Origin of the sequence: Paenibacillus shirakamiensis (assembly GCF_017874255.1) — a bacterium.
Lineage (GTDB): Bacteria > Bacillota > Bacilli > Paenibacillales > Paenibacillaceae > Fontibacillus > Fontibacillus shirakamiensis.
Window position 1 is genome coordinate 17,592 of the sequence record NZ_JAGGLD010000002.1, and the last position, 18,119, is coordinate 35,710.

General features: G+C 45.1%; 14 protein-coding genes and 1 other annotated feature. All 14 genes read right to left on the reverse strand.

The window, feature by feature from the left end:
• Positions 1-24: 24 nt before the first annotated feature.
• Positions 25-624 (reverse strand): Maf family protein, encoded by a 600-nt coding sequence (locus J2Z69_RS06965; RefSeq protein WP_209860618.1) that lies wholly within the window; start codon positions 622-624, stop codon positions 25-27.
• 139 nt (positions 625-763) lie between these two features.
• The gene (locus J2Z69_RS06970) at positions 764-1,939 is read right to left on the reverse strand and encodes an SPOR domain-containing protein (RefSeq protein WP_209860620.1); all 1,176 of its coding nucleotides are present in this window, start codon (positions 1,937-1,939) and stop codon (positions 764-766) included.
• Positions 1,940-2,096: 157 nt separating this feature from the next.
• Entirely contained in the window at positions 2,097-3,467 is a 1,371-nt protein-coding gene (murC, locus tag J2Z69_RS06975; RefSeq protein WP_209861407.1) for a UDP-N-acetylmuramate--L-alanine ligase, read from the reverse strand.
• 21 nt (positions 3,468-3,488) lie between these two features.
• Positions 3,489-4,850 carry a bifunctional folylpolyglutamate synthase/dihydrofolate synthase gene (locus J2Z69_RS06980; protein WP_209860622.1) on the reverse strand — a complete coding sequence of 454 codons (1,362 nt, stop codon included), beginning with the start codon at positions 4,848-4,850 and terminating at the stop codon, positions 3,489-3,491.
• A 15-nt stretch (positions 4,851-4,865) separates the two neighbouring features.
• A complete protein-coding gene (locus J2Z69_RS06985; RefSeq protein ID WP_209860624.1) occupies positions 4,866-7,520 on the reverse strand; it encodes a valine--tRNA ligase in 2,655 nt (884 codons plus the stop codon).
• Between the two features lie 94 nt (positions 7,521-7,614).
• Positions 7,615-7,861: a binding site (T-box leader), on the reverse strand.
• A 135-nt stretch (positions 7,862-7,996) separates the two neighbouring features.
• The gene (locus tag J2Z69_RS06990; protein ID WP_209860626.1) at positions 7,997-9,274 is read right to left on the reverse strand and encodes a LysM peptidoglycan-binding domain-containing protein; all 1,278 of its coding nucleotides are present in this window, start codon (positions 9,272-9,274) and stop codon (positions 7,997-7,999) included.
• Positions 9,275-9,379: 105 nt separating this feature from the next.
• Positions 9,380-10,291 (reverse strand): RluA family pseudouridine synthase, encoded by a 912-nt coding sequence (locus tag J2Z69_RS06995; RefSeq protein ID WP_209860628.1) that lies wholly within the window; start codon positions 10,289-10,291, stop codon positions 9,380-9,382.
• A complete protein-coding gene (gene hemL / locus J2Z69_RS07000) occupies positions 10,288-11,589 on the reverse strand; it encodes a glutamate-1-semialdehyde 2,1-aminomutase (RefSeq protein WP_209860631.1) in 1,302 nt (433 codons plus the stop codon). The genes J2Z69_RS06995 and hemL overlap by 4 nt, the downstream gene beginning before the upstream one ends.
• Before the next feature lie 32 nt (positions 11,590-11,621).
• Complete coding sequence (gene hemB, locus J2Z69_RS07005) at positions 11,622-12,620, reverse strand: porphobilinogen synthase (RefSeq protein WP_209860633.1); 999 nt, start codon at positions 12,618-12,620, stop codon at positions 11,622-11,624.
• 68 nt (positions 12,621-12,688) lie between these two features.
• Positions 12,689-14,245, reverse strand: coding sequence for a uroporphyrinogen-III C-methyltransferase (gene cobA / locus J2Z69_RS07010; RefSeq protein ID WP_209860634.1), 1,557 nt, complete (start codon positions 14,243-14,245; stop codon positions 12,689-12,691).
• Between the two features lie 6 nt (positions 14,246-14,251).
• On the reverse strand, positions 14,252-15,205 hold the full coding sequence (hemC, locus tag J2Z69_RS07015; RefSeq protein ID WP_209860636.1) for a hydroxymethylbilane synthase: 954 nt from the start codon (positions 15,203-15,205) through the stop codon (positions 14,252-14,254).
• Position 15,206: 1 nt separating this feature from the next.
• The gene (locus J2Z69_RS07020) at positions 15,207-15,881 is read right to left on the reverse strand and encodes a precorrin-2 dehydrogenase/sirohydrochlorin ferrochelatase family protein (RefSeq protein WP_209860638.1); all 675 of its coding nucleotides are present in this window, start codon (positions 15,879-15,881) and stop codon (positions 15,207-15,209) included.
• A gap of 3 nt (positions 15,882-15,884) precedes the next feature.
• A complete protein-coding gene (ccsA, locus tag J2Z69_RS07025; protein WP_342591568.1) occupies positions 15,885-16,715 on the reverse strand; it encodes a cytochrome c biogenesis protein CcsA in 831 nt (276 codons plus the stop codon).
• A gap of 14 nt (positions 16,716-16,729) precedes the next feature.
• On the reverse strand, positions 16,730-18,109 hold the full coding sequence (hemA, locus tag J2Z69_RS07030) for a glutamyl-tRNA reductase (RefSeq protein ID WP_209860640.1): 1,380 nt from the start codon (positions 18,107-18,109) through the stop codon (positions 16,730-16,732).
• Positions 18,110-18,119: the final 10 nt, after the last annotated feature.

Consider the following 18,119-nt stretch of genomic DNA (forward strand, 5'->3'; position numbering starts at 1 on the left):
CCTTTCTTCCAAGCTACAAATGGATTACAGTATGTTCTTACCTAGAGACTTAAGCATTTCATTTAACAATGACAAAGATAACCCTACTACATTAAAGTAGCACCCATGAATCCCAGTAACCAAGGTAGCACCTAATCCTTGAATAGCATAAGCTCCAGCCTTATCCAGACCTTCCCCTGTGCTAGCATAAGCATTCATTTCGCTATCAGACAAGGAACGCATTGTCACTTCTGTCATTCTGTAATCAGTCAATCTATGATTGGTGTCCACATCAATACATGTGATCCCAGTATAGACTTGATGTGTCCGTCCTTGCAAAGATTGCAGCATCCTATAGGACTCTGCCTTGTCTTGCGGCTTGCCAAAAACCTTGTGATCCAAAACGACAATCGTATCGCTGCCCACAATAACTTGTCCCGGCTGCGACTGTAACCTATGATATACAGCTTCTGCTTTACGAAGAGAAAGTTCTTCTACCATCTGCTTTGGTGACCATTCGCCAGGAGTAGACTCATCAGCATGACTGGGAACCATTTCGAAAGGAATATGTAACCCGGCAATCAGTTCCCGTCTTCGCGGGGAGGTCGAGGCAAGTATAATTTTAAATGAATCATTGTTCTCCAAAAGGTGATTTCTCCTTATTAATGGGGATTCCTCGCCATTTTTTGACACTTTCTTATTATAAGGTGAATCGCATATCAATACAAACAGAAATCCGGCAGGGGGAAGTATTTCCAACTCCCTGCCGGAGACTTGTATACTTTTAGGAAGATTTAGCACCCAGCATCTTCTGTTCAAATAATATATATTCCATCATGGAGGATTGGATCTCCCACAGGTGTGCCTTAGAACCATTTTTATTAAATTCGCCCATAGATTCCACTGCGCTGTTCATTGTTTTTTCTAATTGCTCAGCTATCTTGGCGGACGTGGTAGTCAACCCTTTTTTCACCGCAGCTGAATTCTCTGTCCATTGGCGATGCTTTTCTTGAAGATTAAGAACCTCATTTGCACTGAGTTTTGTACTGCTCTGATCGCTAAGTAACGAGGCTGAAGTTGTACTTAGTAGCTTCACTAGATCCGCACTCTCTTCGAAATATTGATCTAGAATCCCGATTTGGCCCTTGAATGGAATTTCAGCAACCGCAGGAAAACTAACCTCATGCACAAATAGATTCACTCCATTAGCTTTTAAGAGCGTACTGAGCATCTTCGCCTGTTCACGTTCCGGCGAAACCCCCGCGTAGACACGTTGCTTCTCTAATGTATCTGTTGCCGATGCCAAACCCGATAGCTTGAGCGTCTCTTCTGCTTGCTTCACACCCTCGGGCGAACTGAACACACCATATTGGAGGAAGTAGTACGACTGCACGGGTAAGGCAGCTTGTACAGGCAGAATACTTTCATCTGAGTTGTCTTGCTCTCCAAGGACCGAAATGGCTTCCTTGTTGTCTCCCTTAATACTTTGGCTAGATAACAATTTAGGGATGGGTAGATTGAGATCTTTGTTAAATAAGGAGAGTACTACAAAACCAAATAATGTTCCAGTAATGATCGCTGCAGTCACAGAACCTGCTACCTTCCATCTCGAAGGATGATTAGGGGTTAAGTAATAATAATCATCTGTATTTGCTTGATTTCGAAGAGATTGGTCTTCTGAAGAATAGGTTTCATTGCTTAGATACTGCTGTTCAGAAGTGAATGGAATTCCACTCTGTTGCTGGAAAGGGTCCACCCACGTCTCATAAGGCTCAAACCATTTGGATTCATCTTCTTTAGGTTCTAGTTCCATCTCATCTTTTTTTAACTGTTCTACCTTGGTAAAAAAATTTCTAGTATTCGTATCTTGAACAGGCGAACTCCCTTGTTCTGAACCTGAACCTTGTTCATTCAGCGGTGGTCGGCCGTCAAAACGGAACGTCATTCTAGCTTTGTTCACCTGACACACTCTCCTTGTCCAAACCATAGTCTAGTAAGCTATATGCTTGGACTAAGCAACTTATGACTACTAGATGCCGGTGAAAAAGATAAATAAAAAAAGCTGATTTCACCCTTCCGGATGAAACCAGCATGATACATGTTAACTTGAGAAACTCCTAGTGCTGTTCTGCCTTTAGAACTTTAGCGATCGAATCCCCAACTTTCCAAATATCCCCCGCCCCCATAGTGAGCACAAGATCCCCGGGCTGAATACGACCGGTAAGATCATCAAGCACTTCTTGCTTGGTAGGAATATATCTAGCATGTTCGTTACTATTTTGAACAATTAATTCTACTAGCTTGGAAGAATGTACACCTTCAATCTGTTTCTCCCCAGCAGGTGAATAAATATCTGTGATAATGACTTCATCCGCTTCAGCAAATGCTCGGCTGAACGCATCTAGCAGGAAGAAAGTTCTGGAATAACGCTGCGGCTGGAAGATCGCAATGATCCTTTTACCCGTCGCTTTGGCTGCATTAATGGTAGCTTCAATCTCTGTAGGGTGATGGGCATAGTCATCAATGACTAGTACCTCATTCACTTCACCAAGCACTTGAAAACGTCGTTTGGCTCCCGAGAAGCGTACAATGGCTGCGGATGCTTCTTCAAACGTAATCCCTGCTTCTAGACACACAATTAACGTAGCCATAGCATTCATGACATTATGTGTCCCCGGAACTGAAAGTTCTACGGGTCCAAGCAGCTTCCCAAAGGCATGCAAATTAAAGCTTACCCGGCGGTCCCCAAGCTGAATATCGGTAGCTATATAATCATTGCTTGACTCCAGACCATAGGTAATCATTTCACCACTGACTTTAGGGAGGAGTTCTTTGACGTTCTCATCATCTCCGCAAACAATAGCTTTACCACCCGGTTTCAGTTGACTCAAGAATTGCACATACGCCTGCTTGAGACGATTGAAATCACCTTCATAATTCTCCAGATGATCTGCTTCAATATTCGTAACCACAGCTAAAGTAGGATGATACTGAAGGAAGGACCCATCACTCTCATCCGCCTCTGCTACTACATATTTCCCCTGCCCTGCTTTGGCATTCGTACCGATGTTCATAATTTCTCCACCGATAATATACGTAGGGTCTGTGCCGCACTCTTCCATTACTAGAGCAATCATAGAAGAAGTCGTCGTCTTTCCATGAGCACCAGCCACAGCAACGCCATTACGCTCATTCAAGAGCCGCGCCAGCATCTGTGCACGGTGAATGACTTCAATGCCTTGGGACTCTGCTTCTACGCGTTCAACATTGTCTTTTGGCAAAGCTGTAGAGTATACAACTAAATCCGCCCCATGCACTTGTTCAGCGGTATGCCCAATATATATTTTTGCCCCTTTAGCAGAGAGCTTCTCGATTAATTCCTGGGAGGCAACGTCAGATCCAGTCACGGTATATCCCATTTCTAGCATGACGCGGGCAATCGCGCTCATTCCGTAGCCGCCTATGCCTATAAAGTGTACGTGTTCCATTGTTGAATTCGGCAAAATAAGTCACCAACCTTTTTCAGAATCGGTTTGATGTAATAGGGCTGCGCGCACATCAGAAATTAAATATAGTGTACCGGTGACCACAGCGAGATCTTCGGTTCCAGTCTCTTTCTTCAGCCTATTCAAGGCCTCGGTCCAATCCGGTTCCACTATGATTTCCAAATTCGGCTTCGCTTTCGTATTCCGCAGCTCCTGCACGAGATCAAACAGACTCTGCGCATCCATCTTCTTGCGAAAATCAGGCTCGGTCAAGATAAGCGTATCCACTATTGGTAATATATGCTCCAAGTAGTCGCGATGATGCTTATTACTAAGCATCCCCATCATCAAATTGAGTTTATGATAAGAATAAGTCTCCGAAATGCTTGTAACTAAAGACTGGGCCCCCTCCGGATTGTGGGCACCATCTAATATAATGTGCGGATCGGTAGACACGGTCTCTAGACGACCTGCCCACGCCGTATTGCTAAAACCTTGCTCTACATCTTCGTCTTCCAACACGAATGCCATATATTGACGAAGTACTTCGAGTACCATCATAACTCCAGTAGCATTCTTGACCTGATGTTCCCCTTGAAGAGAAATACTCAGTTTCATATCGCGAAAAGGCCCTTTGAAAGTGAACTGTTGCGTCTTCTCATCAAAAGAGTGCCGAACATAGCTGAACTGATCGTTCAGCAGATAGAGGGTGCTCTTACTCTCCGCAGCTTTACTTTTAAGAATCGCTATAGATTCAGGTTGCTCAACACAACTTACAACGGGGACGCCCCTTTTGATGATGCCGGCTTTTTCCCTAGTAATATCCTCCAAGGTATCCCCCAGAATATCTGTATGGTCCATTCCAATATTCGTAATGAGAGAGACAATTGGCGTAACAATATTCGTTACATCCATTCTCCCTCCAAGTCCCGTCTCCCATACAATAACATCTGGATAACAGACCTTTCCGAAATATAAGATAGCCAAGGCCGTGGACACTTCAAACATCGTTGGAGAGCCAAGTTCTGTCTCCGCCATTTCTGTTACCAAGGGATGAAGTTGATTGGCTAAATCTACCAGCGTCTCTTCTGAGATATTCTCTCCATTGAACTGGAAGCGGTCGGTAAACTTTGTGATATAAGGGGAGGTAAAGGTTCCTACAGTATACCCGCTAATCTTCAACGTCTCCGTCAAAAAAGCACAGGAAGAACCTTTGCCATTCGTTCCAGCAACATGAATAAATTTCAAACGCTGATGCGGATTACCCAACTGATCCATAAGCGCAAGAATACGTTCCAACCCAGGTCTGATACCAAATGGAATTAGACCGTTAATCCATTGAACTGCCTCATCATAAGTGCGAAGAGGTCCTGTATGTGAATTCATAGCGATGATCTCCTTTTAGCCTTTGAGTTCTTCGATTCGGGCAAGCACCTTGGAACGTTTATCCGCGTAATCTTGTTGTTTGGCCTTCTCCTCTTCAATCACTTTAGCTGGAGCCTTCGCAACAAATCCCTCATTGCTGAGTTTCTTATCTACGCGGTCTACTTCTTTAGTCAGATGCTCCACTTCTTTCTCAAGACGAGCAATTTCCTGATCGATATCTATTAGACCTGCTAGTGGGAAGTATAACTCCGCTCCCGTAACTATGGCCGTCATCGCTTTATCTATTGTCTGTACTTCTGCAGAAATCGTAAGTTCAGACGTATTACAGAATCTGCGGATATAGTTCTCATTACGGTTTAAAATACTGAGATCTTTTTCAGTGGCTGGTTTTACGATCAATTCTATTTTTTTACTCATAGGTACATTCACTTCAGCACGAATATTACGAACAGAACGAATCACATCAATAAGCAGATTCATTTCTTGTGCTGCTTCTGGCGCTTCTAGAGAAGATTCATAGACCGGCCATGGTGCTAAAGTAATGGTATCACCTTCATGCGGTAGATGCTGCCAAATCTCTTCCGAGATAAAAGGCATGAACGGATGAATTAGACGCTGTGTACGATCTAGTACATAAGCTAGAACAGATTGGGTCTTGCTCTTGGCACTTGCATCTTCTCCGTACAAAGATAATTTAGCAAACTCGATGTACCAGTCACAAAGATCATCCCAAATGAAATTATAGAGTAGCCGTCCTGTTTCACCGAATTCGTAAATATCGATAAGACGCGTGATATCGCGGGCCGTCTCATTAAATCTATGCAGGATCCAGCGATCTGCCGTACCTAGATCTCCAGTGATATCAATCTCCTCATACTTCACACCTTCGAGATTCATCAGAGCAAAACGAGAAGCGTTCCATATTTTATTAGCGAAATTACGGGCTTGCTCAACACGCTCCCAGCGGAATCGAAGATCTTGACCTGGTGTGCTGCTAGTCGCTACCATGTAACGCATCGCGTCCGCACCATACTTCTCAATAACCTCAAGAGGATCTACCCCGTTACCCAGTGACTTGGACATTTTGCGGCCATCACTATCTCGAACCAGTCCATGGATGAGTGCATCTTTAAATGGAATCTGATCCGTGAACTCAAGTGCTGTGAAAATCATACGAGATACCCAGAATCCAATAATGTCGTATCCCGTAACGAGAACATTGGTAGGATAGAATCGTTGCAGATCTTGAGCTTGTTCATCAGGCCAACCTAAAGTGGAAAACGGCCATAACGCAGAACTGAACCAAGTATCCAGCACATCTTCATCTTGACGCCATTCACTGCCTTCCGGTGCTTCTGCCCCTACGTAAATCTCGCCTGTGCCCTCATGATACCAAGCCGGTATTCGATGTCCCCACCACAATTGGCGAGAGATACACCAGTCTCGAACATTCTCAATCCAGTGCAAATAGATCTTCTCAAAACGATCTGGAACAAAATTAACGCCGGTATTCGTCTTCTGAGCTTCAATCGCTTTTTCGGCAAGAGGCTCCATTTTGACGAACCACTGGGTAGACAAGTAAGGCTCAACCACGGCCCCCGTTCTCTCGCTATGTCCTACTTGGTGAACGTGATCCTCAATACGAATGAGAACGCCAGACTCTTGCAGATCTTTAATGATCTGCTTGCGGCATTCACTGCGATCTAGTCCTTGATATACAGCAGCTTCCGCATTCATCGTACCCGTCTCGTCCATCACCGTAATTTGAGGCAGGTTATGACGTAAGCCTACTTCGAAGTCATTCGGATCATGAGCTGGCGTAATCTTCACAGCTCCACTACCAAATTCCTTCTCAACATATTCATCACCAATGATCGGAATTTCACGTCCCACTACAGGTAATACAAGGAACTGCCCAATCAAATGAGCATACCGTTCATCTTCGGGATGAACAGCTACTGCCGTATCTCCAAGCATCGTCTCAGGACGTGTCGTCGCTACAGTGATAAAGCCACTTCCGTCTTTGAGCGGATATTGAAGATGGTATAAATGACCATTCACTTCTTTGTGCTCTACTTCAATATCAGATAAAGCTGTACGTGCAGCAGGGTCCCAGTTGATAATTCGTTTACCGCGGTAAATGAGCCCTTTCTCATATAATTTCACGAATACTTCCCGTACGGCTTTGGATAGACCATCATCAAGTGTAAATCGCTCACGAGAGTAATCCATAGAAAAGCCCATTTTTGCCCATTGATCATGAATGGTCTGTGCATATAGATCTTTCCACTCCCAGACTTTCTCTAGGAATTTCTCACGTCCCAAATCATACCGGGTAATATTCTGTTCGCGAAGCTTCTGCTCGACCTTAGTCTGCGTTGCAATCCCAGCATGATCTGTTCCTGGAAGCCACAACGCATCATACCCTTGCATACGCTTTGTACGAATGAGGATATCTTGCAAGGTAAAGTCTAGCGCATGCCCAATATGTAGCATTCCCGTAACATTCGGCGGGGGAATTACAATGGTAAAGGTCTCAGCATCACTGCGATCCCCAGCCTTAAAATATCCGCCTTCTTTCCAATAACTGTACCACTTGGTCTCCGCTGTCTTTGGATCATAAGTTGTGGGCATATCCAAAGTTTTAGGTTCTTCGTTCAATTCAGACATCTCGCATACCTCCGCTTAAGCTAATGGCTATTTATCCTTCATCATTCCCTTTAATCTCCGGAATAAGAGAAAAAAACAAAAAAAGCCCTACGTCTCAAAGGACGAAAGGCTCATCTTTCGCGGTACCACCTTTGTTTCGCGGGCGTCATGTTCTAAGTAATTACAAGTGTCCCACGACACTCGGACAGGATAACGGCTGTAACCGGCCCACTCTGGCATCTATACACTCAAATGGGCAACTCCCGGGCGACTTCGGCCAGCGCATCCTGCGGAACTTCACAGCACATAGGTTCCACTCTCTGAAGGGCTCACTGCCTATTATTCCCGTTCAATGTTATTCATGGTTTTATCCCTACTATAATACCTTGGAACTGCTGCATAGTCAATAATTTGACACTCTATGTGGTCTTATGCCTTTTTTTCAACAAAAATAAAAACTTAGATCCACAGGACCTAAGTTTTATTAGCATGAATGATTATAGTGCTGATGGGATATATAGAACCTGACCTTGCTCCAAGCTTTGTTCCGAGAGTCGGTTATACAGCAGCAATTCCCGTGGATTCAACTGATATCGATCCGCAATCGCATCAATGGTCTCTTCACGCTGAACAATCACAAGTTTTACTTTGCGAAAAGGAGTTTGTTCCTGCGTGTTTGTGATGAATAAGTTCTTCCACCGTACTTCTTCCCCATCATCTTTGGCGCTTAACTGCTGCTCTTCCAAAAGGACATCTTGACTATCTTCATCATATCCAGGACGACCCGTGCTAAGTAACTTACTGATCGGCACCTGTTCCTGCGCTACATCTTCGGATTTACTATTCAGAGCAATCTTAAGTTCGGGTTTCTCTTCTACTTGGGCTTCTGTAGCCTGAACGATATCTTGCTCACGAATCCCTTGCGCTTCTAAGTATTCATCAGCAGACTGTACCACATCGCCTTCTTCAAACAAAGGCTCAGCATGCAGCGGAGGTTCCTTTTCCCAAGTATGTTCTGTAGACACAACCTGAGGTTCATGTGGAGTGGATGCACTACTCGATCTATCTTGTTCATTAAAAATGTTCCAGTTATCTTCCTTCTTAGCTTCGCGGTATTCCTGTCTAAACGTAGCAGAAGCATTAGCTGCTTCCTTGTCCGCCCATAATGGAGAAAGGGGCCTCTCGGGTTTGCGAACTGGCTGCTCTTCTCGAACGGTCTCCCGGAGTTGTGGTAATTCCGGCGCAACGCGATAAGGTTCGGCAGCATGGGAATTGAAATCATAATATGAAGGTTCATTCGCACTCGGCTCGTTCACTGCCAGATGTACCTGATCGTCCCGGCTAGGTACTTCCGTCTCCGCTTCATGAGCTACCGTATACTCTTCATTTTTCCATTCTTCAGTCGTAGGCACAAAAGCAACCGTCTCAATCCCCCGCAGGGAAAGAACACCAGTGATGTTCAGACTGTGTGGATTCAGCAAGTCCACATCAAAGTTCTCAATCTCCACCGTAATATCCTCTAGACGATTCACACGACTTAAAGGAACGGTGATCTCGACGGGAATCAAGTGAGATAATTCTTGCGTATCCTCATGACCTCGGTATAGTCCGGTTACATGCAAGTGACCACGAAGCGTTGCATATTCATCTCCCGGAACCACCTGAATTTCAGGGAGGAGTTCCAGTTCGATTAACTCTTCAATGCCCGTGACATCAGCGGATAATTGCACGCGTTCATAAATATCGAACCTTAATCCGTAGGATTGATCTGACAAAGGTATAACCTCCTTTTACACATATCAAAAACAGGTTTTATCACTCGTTTTATCTATATGCTTCAAAAAGGAGAGCATGCCACTCTTTTTCAGAGTCTCTTCTCGTTACGAATTAGTCTGTGAAGAAAGGTTTTGATAGAGCTCCATAAATACCGCTGACCATGGATCTACAATTTCAATGGAATTCCCGGTTAAAGGATGGGTGAAATGAAGCTTTTCTCCGTGCAGCGCCTGATGGGATATATAATCAGTAGGCCCGCCATATAAAGCATCTCCTAGTAAAGGATGACCTGCATAACTCATATGTACCCGAATCTGATGGGTTCTGCCTGTCTCTAGTTGAAGGCGAATCAGACTAGCTTCTTTCATCTGCTCAAGCAGGGTTAAATGAGTTATTGCAAGCTTCCCCGTATCCGATACACGCTGGCGCTGTGGGTGATGACGATCCTTACCTATGGGCGCTTCAATTCGCTGAAGTGAAACTGGAACTTGACCATGGGCAATAGCTACATAGGTTCTACCAATCCGCTTGTCGGCCATATCCGCATCCAGCCTAAGTTGAGCAAAATCATTTTTGGCGTACAGTACGGGTCCCGACGTGTATTCATCCAAGCGATGGATATGACGAACGGCAACTGCCTCGCCTGCAGCAGCATAATGAGCCGCAACTACATGGGCAAGAGTGGGTTGCCGTTCATTTCCAGTGGGATGGACTTTGAGTCCAGCCGGCTTATGAGCCACTAGGCAGAAGTCATCTTCATACAATACATTCAGCGGTTCAAATACAGGATCAAATCCATATTCCCGCGCGGGAAAAAGATGTAGGCGAAGACGATCTCCTGCCACTCGGATACCCGCCTCTGCCTGAAGGCGACGAATCAATTTGGGCGGCATGTACAGCGTGTTCGCAAGCCAATTCGCTGCGGAGAGCTGGGCATCTTCCCCTTTTGCTGCAAGTTTACCTGGGGTGAGTTCCAGCCACTCTCCGCGCCGAACAGCACTTCCTTGATAATTCACAGCGTCTTCAGAGCTCGGCGGTGAGCATCAATAGTAGCATCAATGTCTTCTTCCGTATGAACACCAGACACGAACATGCCCTCGAACTGAGAAGGAGCAACACTAATACCCTCTTCGACTAAAGCGGCAAAATAACTACGGAAGACGTTCAAATCACTTTTTTTCGCGATATCATAATTGATGACCTTCTCTTCCGTAAAGAAAGGACATACCATCGAACCCACACGATTAATCGTACAAGCAATCCCTTTTTCCTTAGCATTAGACTCAAAACCTGATTGAAGACGAGCTGACAATTTCTCTAATCGATCATAGACTTCTGGCGTAAGAAGAGAAAGTGTAGTAAATCCAGCTGTCATCGCAAGAGGATTGCCACTGAGTGTACCCGCTTGATAGATGGGACCAACGGGGGCCATGGATTCCATGATCTCACGTTTACCACCATACGCACCTACGGGCAGACCGCCGCCAATTACTTTACCAAGACATGTAAGATCCGGAGTTACCCCATATAGCCCCTGTGCACAGTTCAGATGAACACGGAAACCCGTCATTACCTCATCAAAAATTAGCAAACTGCCATACTTCGTCGTCACTTGCCGCAAACCTTCTAAAAAGCCTTCTGCTGGAGGAACAACACCCATGTTACCGGCGATCGGTTCCACAATTACTCCCGCAATCTCTTCGCCAAACTTCTCGAAAGCTAGTTGAACCGAAGCCAAATCATTATAAGGAACAGTAATGGTATTAACGGCAACTCCATCTGGAACACCTGGGCTGTCTGGAAGTCCTAGCGTCGCTACGCCTGAACCTGCTTTGATAAGTAAGCTGTCCGCATGACCATGATAAGATCCTTCAAATTTCAAAATTTTATTGCGGTGTGTGTATCCTCTCGCCAATCTAATCGCGCTCATCGTAGCTTCCGTTCCTGAATTGACCATACGAACGATATCAATAGATGGAACGCGCTGAGCCACGAGCTTTGCCATATCCGTCTCAAGTAGGGTTGGTGCACCAAAACTTGTCCCTTTGACAACTGCCTCCTGCAGAGCTTGAACGACATCAGGATGCGCATGTCCCATGATTAAAGGTCCCCATGAACCTACATAATCTATAAATGAATTGCCATCAATATCAAACACACGGGACCCTATTCCATGATCCATATAAATGGGGGTAAGGCCTACCGATTTAAAAGCACGCACGGGGCTGTTCACCCCACCCGGAATATACTTCTTCGCTTCATCAAAAGCTTGACGCGAGCGTTCCTCGCGGCGACCTGAAGATTGAATTGTCATAATCAACACTCCCCTGTGTAGTCGTGTATTTTTTAGTCCCGCAACCAGCGAGCCATATCTTTGGCAAAATAAGTGATAATGATGTCTGCACCTGCTCGTTTCATACCAAGTAACATCTCTGTCACAATCGCTCGCTCGTTAATCCATCCTTGCTGTGCTGCTGCTTTCACCATGGAATACTCCCCACTCACATTATAAGCTACAAGCGGAAGATCGAATTGGTCCCGAAGCAAACGAATGATGTCCATAAAAGCAAGAGCGGGTTTGACCATCAACATATCGGCTCCTTCTTGCACATCCGATTCAGCTTCTCTAAGCGCTTCGCGAACATTGGCGGGGTCCATCTGATAAGACTTGCGGTCTCCGAACTGAGGTGCCGAATCTGCTGCCTCCCGGAAAGGTCCATAAAAGGCAGAGGCATATTTTACGGAATACGACATGATGGGAATGTGAGCATAGCCTGCAGCATCCAAGCCCGCACGAATCGCTTGTACAAAACCATCCATCATGTTCGAAGGTGCAATAATATCTGCGCCTGCCTGTGCTTGAGATACGGCTGTACGAGTGAGCAGCGCCAACGATTCATCGTTCAGTACATCTCCATGGATATGGCCATCACGCTCGAATGTGTGTACCATGCCGCAGTGTCCATGATCTGTGAACTCACATAGACAGGTATCTGCGACAACCAGAAGGTCTGGATATAACCGTTTGATGACCCGCGTCGCTTCTTGCACAATACCATGTTCATCAAAACCTGAAGAACCGATGCTATCCTTCTCTGACGGAATTCCAAACAGTAGAACCGATGAAATACCCAGATCCACAATTTCTTTCAGTTCATCTTCCAAAGTATCCAAAGAGAAATGATACACGCCCGGCATAGAGCTAATCTCGTTCTTAACCTCTGTACCGTAGGTAACAAAAATGGGTTGAATGAAATCATCCACCGTTAAGACGGTCTCTCGAACTAAACCTCGAATGCCTGCGGACTGACGCAGACGACGATGACGTACGTTTGGAAATGTCATAAAAAAATGCCTCCTATTGAAAAGCGCTTCAATTTTTTTTCAGTCTTGAAGTGCCTGTATTTGTGAAATTAACGCTGCGCCGACAACACTTCTGCTGCATTCCATGTACAGAGGGCAGTAAGTAGGCTCTCTAGTGTAGCTTGTTCGGCCACTGAGGTAACCTTGAGTCCAGCTTCACGCGCTGTTGCTGCCGTCACCGGACCAATGCAGAAACTATCTATAGACTTCAAGATTGCTTTAGGATCTTCCATTCCCATTTGAGTCAGCCTATTCATTAAGTTAGTGACTGTAGATGAACTGGTAAAGGTAATGCCATGAATACCGTCTTCATCCAATAACTTTAATAATTCCAGATCCTCTTCACAAGTAGGGACCGTCTCATACACGATGGCTTCCGTAACTTCCAAGCCTCGTTCTCGTAGACATGTGGGAAGCCAAGTTCGGGCAAGGTTCCCTTTAGCGAGGAGAATTTTTTGTCCAGTTAACAATTCTTCTCCATACGCCTCCATTAGACCTTCTGCTTGAAACTTCTCTGGAAGAGGTTCTGCTACAATGCCGTAGCGCCGCAATTCTTCTTGTGTAGCGGGGCCTACCGCAACAATTCGAGCTGTGAATAACTCTCTTACATCTAACCCCAATAAGGTGAGATGTTCAAAGAAATATCGCACACCATTCACACTGGTAAAGAAGACCCAATCGTACTCCTTCAGTTGCTTGAGTGCAAGGGCCGTCGAAGCTAAAGTCGCCTCCTCTTGGGGAAGACGGGTCTCAATCACAGGGAATTCGTACGGTTCACCGCCCATGTCCTCAATGGCGTCTACAAGTTCGCTAGCCTGGGCGCGTGCGCGTGTAACTAAAATTCTTTTTCCAAATAGAGGCATATCTTCAGCCCATTTCAACTTATCCCTTTGCAAGACTACATCTCCTACTACAATAACAGCAGGGGGTTTGAAATCAGCTTGTAGCACTTTGTCCTCAATATTTTCAAGTGTTCCTATTAATGTCCCTTGTTCCGCACGAGTTCCCCACCTGACCAACGCGACAGGAGTCTGAGCTGATCTACCATGCTTCATCAGTTGTCTGCTAATATACCCAATCTTGGCAACCCCCATCATAAAGATCAAGGTTCCGGTAGCCTCGGTTAGTTTGTCCCATTGAATTGAATAATCCAGCTTATCTGGACTTTCGTGACCTGTAATAATGGACAAGGAAGAGGCATAATCTCTATGAGTAACAGGTATGCCCGCATAAGCAGGCACCGAAATAGCGGATGTAATGCCTGGAACAATTTCGTAAGGAATTCCATGCTCTCGAAGAAGTTCTGCTTCTTCCCCTACACGTCCGAATATTGTGGGATCTCCGCCTTTCAACCGAGTCACAACCTTGTCTTCTAATGCCAAATCCACCAAAAGCTGATTAATCTCTTCCTGCTTCATCGTATGTCGATCCGGTAATTTCCCCACATATACTTTTTGTGCACCGGGCTTCATTTTTTTCAGCAACCTCGGATTCGCAAGCCGGTCATAGACCACGACATCAGCTCTTTGAATGCACGTTAATCCCTTTACTGTAATTAAATTAGCAGCACCGGGCCCTGCTCCCACCAAGTAGACCTTTCCCCCCACCTAACCTCAGCCCCTAACTTCTGACAATATTTCTTCTGCTCCTCTACTTCGCAGCATTTCAGCTACCTGCTCTCCGAGCTCATGCGGACGCTCGCCTGATGCGGTTTCTTTCAAGATCACAGTTCCATCCGGTGAACCTACCATACCCGTTAAGCGTATACCTCCCTCGGGTGTTTCATCTCCCCATTCTTTATTATGCAGGGAAGCAAAAGCACCGATCGGAACCTGACATCCTCCGTTAAGTGAACCGAGGAAACTGCGTTCAGCAGCAACGGTGGCCGCGGTATCTGGATCATTATATAACGATAAAAGATGCCTTACTTCCTCATCCTCTTCACGGCATTCGATTCCAAGTGCTCCTTGCCCTACGGCAGGAAGACAAATATCCACGGGTAAAAAGGAAGTAATTCGATCTTCCCATCCCATTCGGTAGAGGCCCGCGGCTGCCAATATAATCGCGTCGAATCCTTCTGTCTCTAGCTTGCGTAGTCTAGAATCAATGTTGCCACGTATGGATTCAATATGTAGGTCAGGACGATAAGCTTTGAGCTGACTTGCTCTACGCAGACTACTCGTTCCCACTTTAGCGCCTTGGGGTAGTTCATCCAGTGTTGTACCAACCCGCGAAATCAGTGCATCTCTAGGATCTACTCTGCGCGGTACAGCTCCAGTCATGAGTCCCTCGGGTAACTCGGAAGGCATATCTTTCATGCTATGCACCGCAAGATCAATTTCTTTATCCATCATGGCCTGCTCAATCTCTTTGACAAAAAGACCTTTCCCCCCCACCTTAGACAAGGTAACATCTAGGATCTGATCTCCTTTGGTAAGTATTTTGCGAATTTCAAATTGGAAAGGCAAAGCTTGCAGTTCGCAGATTTGTTTTAGTGCATTAATCACTTGACCTGTCTGTGTAAGTGCTAATTGGCTCTGTCTAGTGCCTACGACAATGGTACGCATATCAATCAATCTCCTTTATGTAAGTTCGTCCATCGTTATTATGTTTCATCCAGCGAAGGACATCGGATTCATCCCACATTTTGAATTGTTCGGAACGGACATATTGCATTAAATCCATATTTAATGCAGCTTGGAGCAGCTTACGCCGCTTTTGAATATCGGGTTCATGTTGCTTCACTGTGGATCGGATCAAGCTTAGGATATCCAAGTAATGCTCGTATTCAGGGCCATATTGATGCTGAAGTTCTTTCGTTATTTGTACGGCTGCTAAAGGACCTGCACCGAGCGTACTTACTGCGATCACTAAATTCCCTCGGGAAAGAACACTAGGCGATAGGAATGTTCCCATATCCCCTTGATCTGCCCTATTCACGGGAATATGTGCACGATTAGCCTCATCTACGATCTTTGCATTTATTGAAACCTGATCTGTTGCGGCATATACGAGATGAGCGTCCCTCACATCACCTGCCTGATAGGGCCGAAGCAAGCATGTAATTCGCTCTCTCGTCCATTGCTCTGTTAACCAAGCGGTTAACTTAGGACTAACTACACGAACAGCCGCTCCTGCCTTCAAGAGCGACTTTACCTTTCGTTCTGCTACGACTCCTCCACCAATGACGATGGCAGTAACCGTATTTCCTTTTAACATAATGGGGAGATAGGAAGAATTCACTGATTAGTTACCTCCCGTCCATTGATGAAATGCGGACCAAGAATTTAGTAAAAAATTACTTATTGTCACTATATACCCAATCAGAGCCCATTTAGCCATCGACATCCCCGTGTAGCGTTTCATTCGTCTTCCTGCAAAATACAAGAGATAAATCACCAATGCCACAAAAGAGAACAATACCTTCATATCTTCTAATATGTCCCATCGATTCTCTGCTACGACAATCGATACAGCAATACTTAGAGAGACGGCCAATAAAAAAGTACCCCAGATCATTGATACATTCACGTACTTCTCCAGCTTCTCTAAGCTTGGAAATCGCCTTACCGTATCATTCCATTTCTTTAATTTTAGCCTACGGTGTAGGAACCAATACATGACTGCAAATACGGCCGACAGCGTGAAGGCTACATAACTAAGACCGGCTAAAATAATATGCAGACTGAGTAGTCCTTGCACAGCATGCCAGTGATCTAAGGCATAAGCATCTGACGATGAACTTAATCGATTTAATATAGTAAGGATGAATCCAATAAGGTTAATTAGAAATGCAGTAAACTCTGATTTTTTCAGAAATGTGAGTATCAAAGCTGTAATGACCAGACTTATGCATATGAGGAAGAAAAAATCATAATTCGAAAAGAGAATACCTGAGCCATTATGCAAAAACCGCATGCTGAAACTAAATAATTGAAGAAGGAGCACACAAACCAAAAGCCCTGCGCCCATCCTCTTGGCACTCCCATTCCGGCGAATGCAGTCCGAGAAATATAAAAGAAGGCTCAGGGCATAAATATAAATAATCGCGTCATACGTTCCGTTTAGAAGTGCCACGGCTCCTCACCGCCTTAAATAGACACCTGAGCCATGCTTAGCGCTCTGTCCTTAATAGATTCATTAACCTTAAGTTTGGGCAGAACGTCTTCTTTATTCGTGTCCGCTGAGGTTTGAGATGTAGCAAGCTGCTCTTCGAGCGCAAAAATCTGTGTGAACATATCCAATGCCTGATCTCCGCGCTTGTCAGCAGCGAGTTCTTTAATTCGGTTAATTGGATCATGCATCATCTGGTTCACAATACTCTTAGTTAATCGACGAATCACTTTTCGCTGATGTTCATCTAGCTCTGGAAGCTTATTGAAAAGACTTTCTAAAGTATCTTCATGAATAGAAGAAGACTTATCTTGTAAGGCACGAATGACAGGTTTGACACCAAGCGTTTGCAGCCAGTTCGCAAAAGCAGCCATTTCCGCATCAATCATACGTTCAATTTTAGCCGCTTCGGTGCGTCTCATTTCCATATTGCTCTCTACTATACCCTCAAGATCATCGATATCGTACAAAAATACATTTTTCAAGTCTGAGATCGCGGGTTCTATATCCCGCGGTACCGCAATATCAATCATAAATAAAGGCCGAGAAGGTCTCTTTTTCATACTTTGTGTCACTTGGGAGGATGTAAGGACATAACCTTCAGCCCCTGTAGAACTGATAATAATATCTACATCCTTAATGTGTTCCATCGCCTCTTGCATGGTACAAGGTAGTCCGTTGAATTTGCTAGCCAGTTCCTGGGCTCTAGCAAAGGTCCGATTAGCCACCAACACTTGCTCCGCACCGTTAGAATACAGATGCTTAACTGTGAGTTCACTCATCTTCCCTGCACCTAAAATCAGAACCTTTTTCCCCGTAAAATCACCAAAAATCCGCTTGCCTAATTCAACGGCTGCATAACTCACGGATACGGCACTTTCTCCAATTGAAGTCTCGGAATGAGCCCGCTTGCTAAGCGTAATTACTTGTTTGAATAGCATATTGAACCACGTACCTGTGGCCTTCTCTGTCTGTGCTTGAAGAAAAGACTGCTTCACTTGTCCTAAGATCTGTGTCTCACCCAGCACCATCGAATCCAAACCACATCCTACGCGGAACAGATGACGTATAGCTTGATCATCTTCATACATATATAAATGTTGGGTGAATTCCTGACGGGATACCCCGAACCATTGTTCAATAAAGCTGCGGATTTCATAGCCACACATTTGTAATCGATCGATTACGACATATATTTCCGTACGGTTGCAGGTCGCAATAATAACGCCTTCCAATACACTCTTGGTACGTTTTAACTCCGCCAGCGCTGCGGGCATATCTTTGTCGGCAAATGTAAAGCGTTCTCTGACCTCCACAGGCGCCGTCCGATAGTTCAACCCGACTACGACGATGTGCATTGCAAGTCCT

Coding starts and splice junctions, on each gene's coding strand:
- hemA (WP_209860640.1), bottom strand. CDS start 18,109: ATGCACATCGTCGTAGTCGGGTTGAACTATCGGACGGCGCCTGTGGAG.
- J2Z69_RS06985 (WP_209860624.1), bottom strand. CDS start 7,520: ATGTCTGAATTGAACGAAGAACCTAAAACTTTGGATATGCCCACAACT.
- J2Z69_RS06980 (WP_209860622.1), bottom strand. CDS start 4,850: ATGAATTCACATACAGGACCTCTTCGCACTTATGATGAGGCAGTTCAA.
- hemB (WP_209860633.1), bottom strand. CDS start 12,620: ATGACATTTCCAAACGTACGTCATCGTCGTCTGCGTCAGTCCGCAGGC.
- hemC (WP_209860636.1), bottom strand. CDS start 15,205: ATGCGTACCATTGTCGTAGGCACTAGACAGAGCCAATTAGCACTTACA.
- murC (WP_209861407.1), bottom strand. CDS start 3,467: ATGGAACACGTACACTTTATAGGCATAGGCGGCTACGGAATGAGCGCG.
- hemL (WP_209860631.1), bottom strand. CDS start 11,589: ATGACAATTCAATCTTCAGGTCGCCGCGAGGAACGCTCGCGTCAAGCT.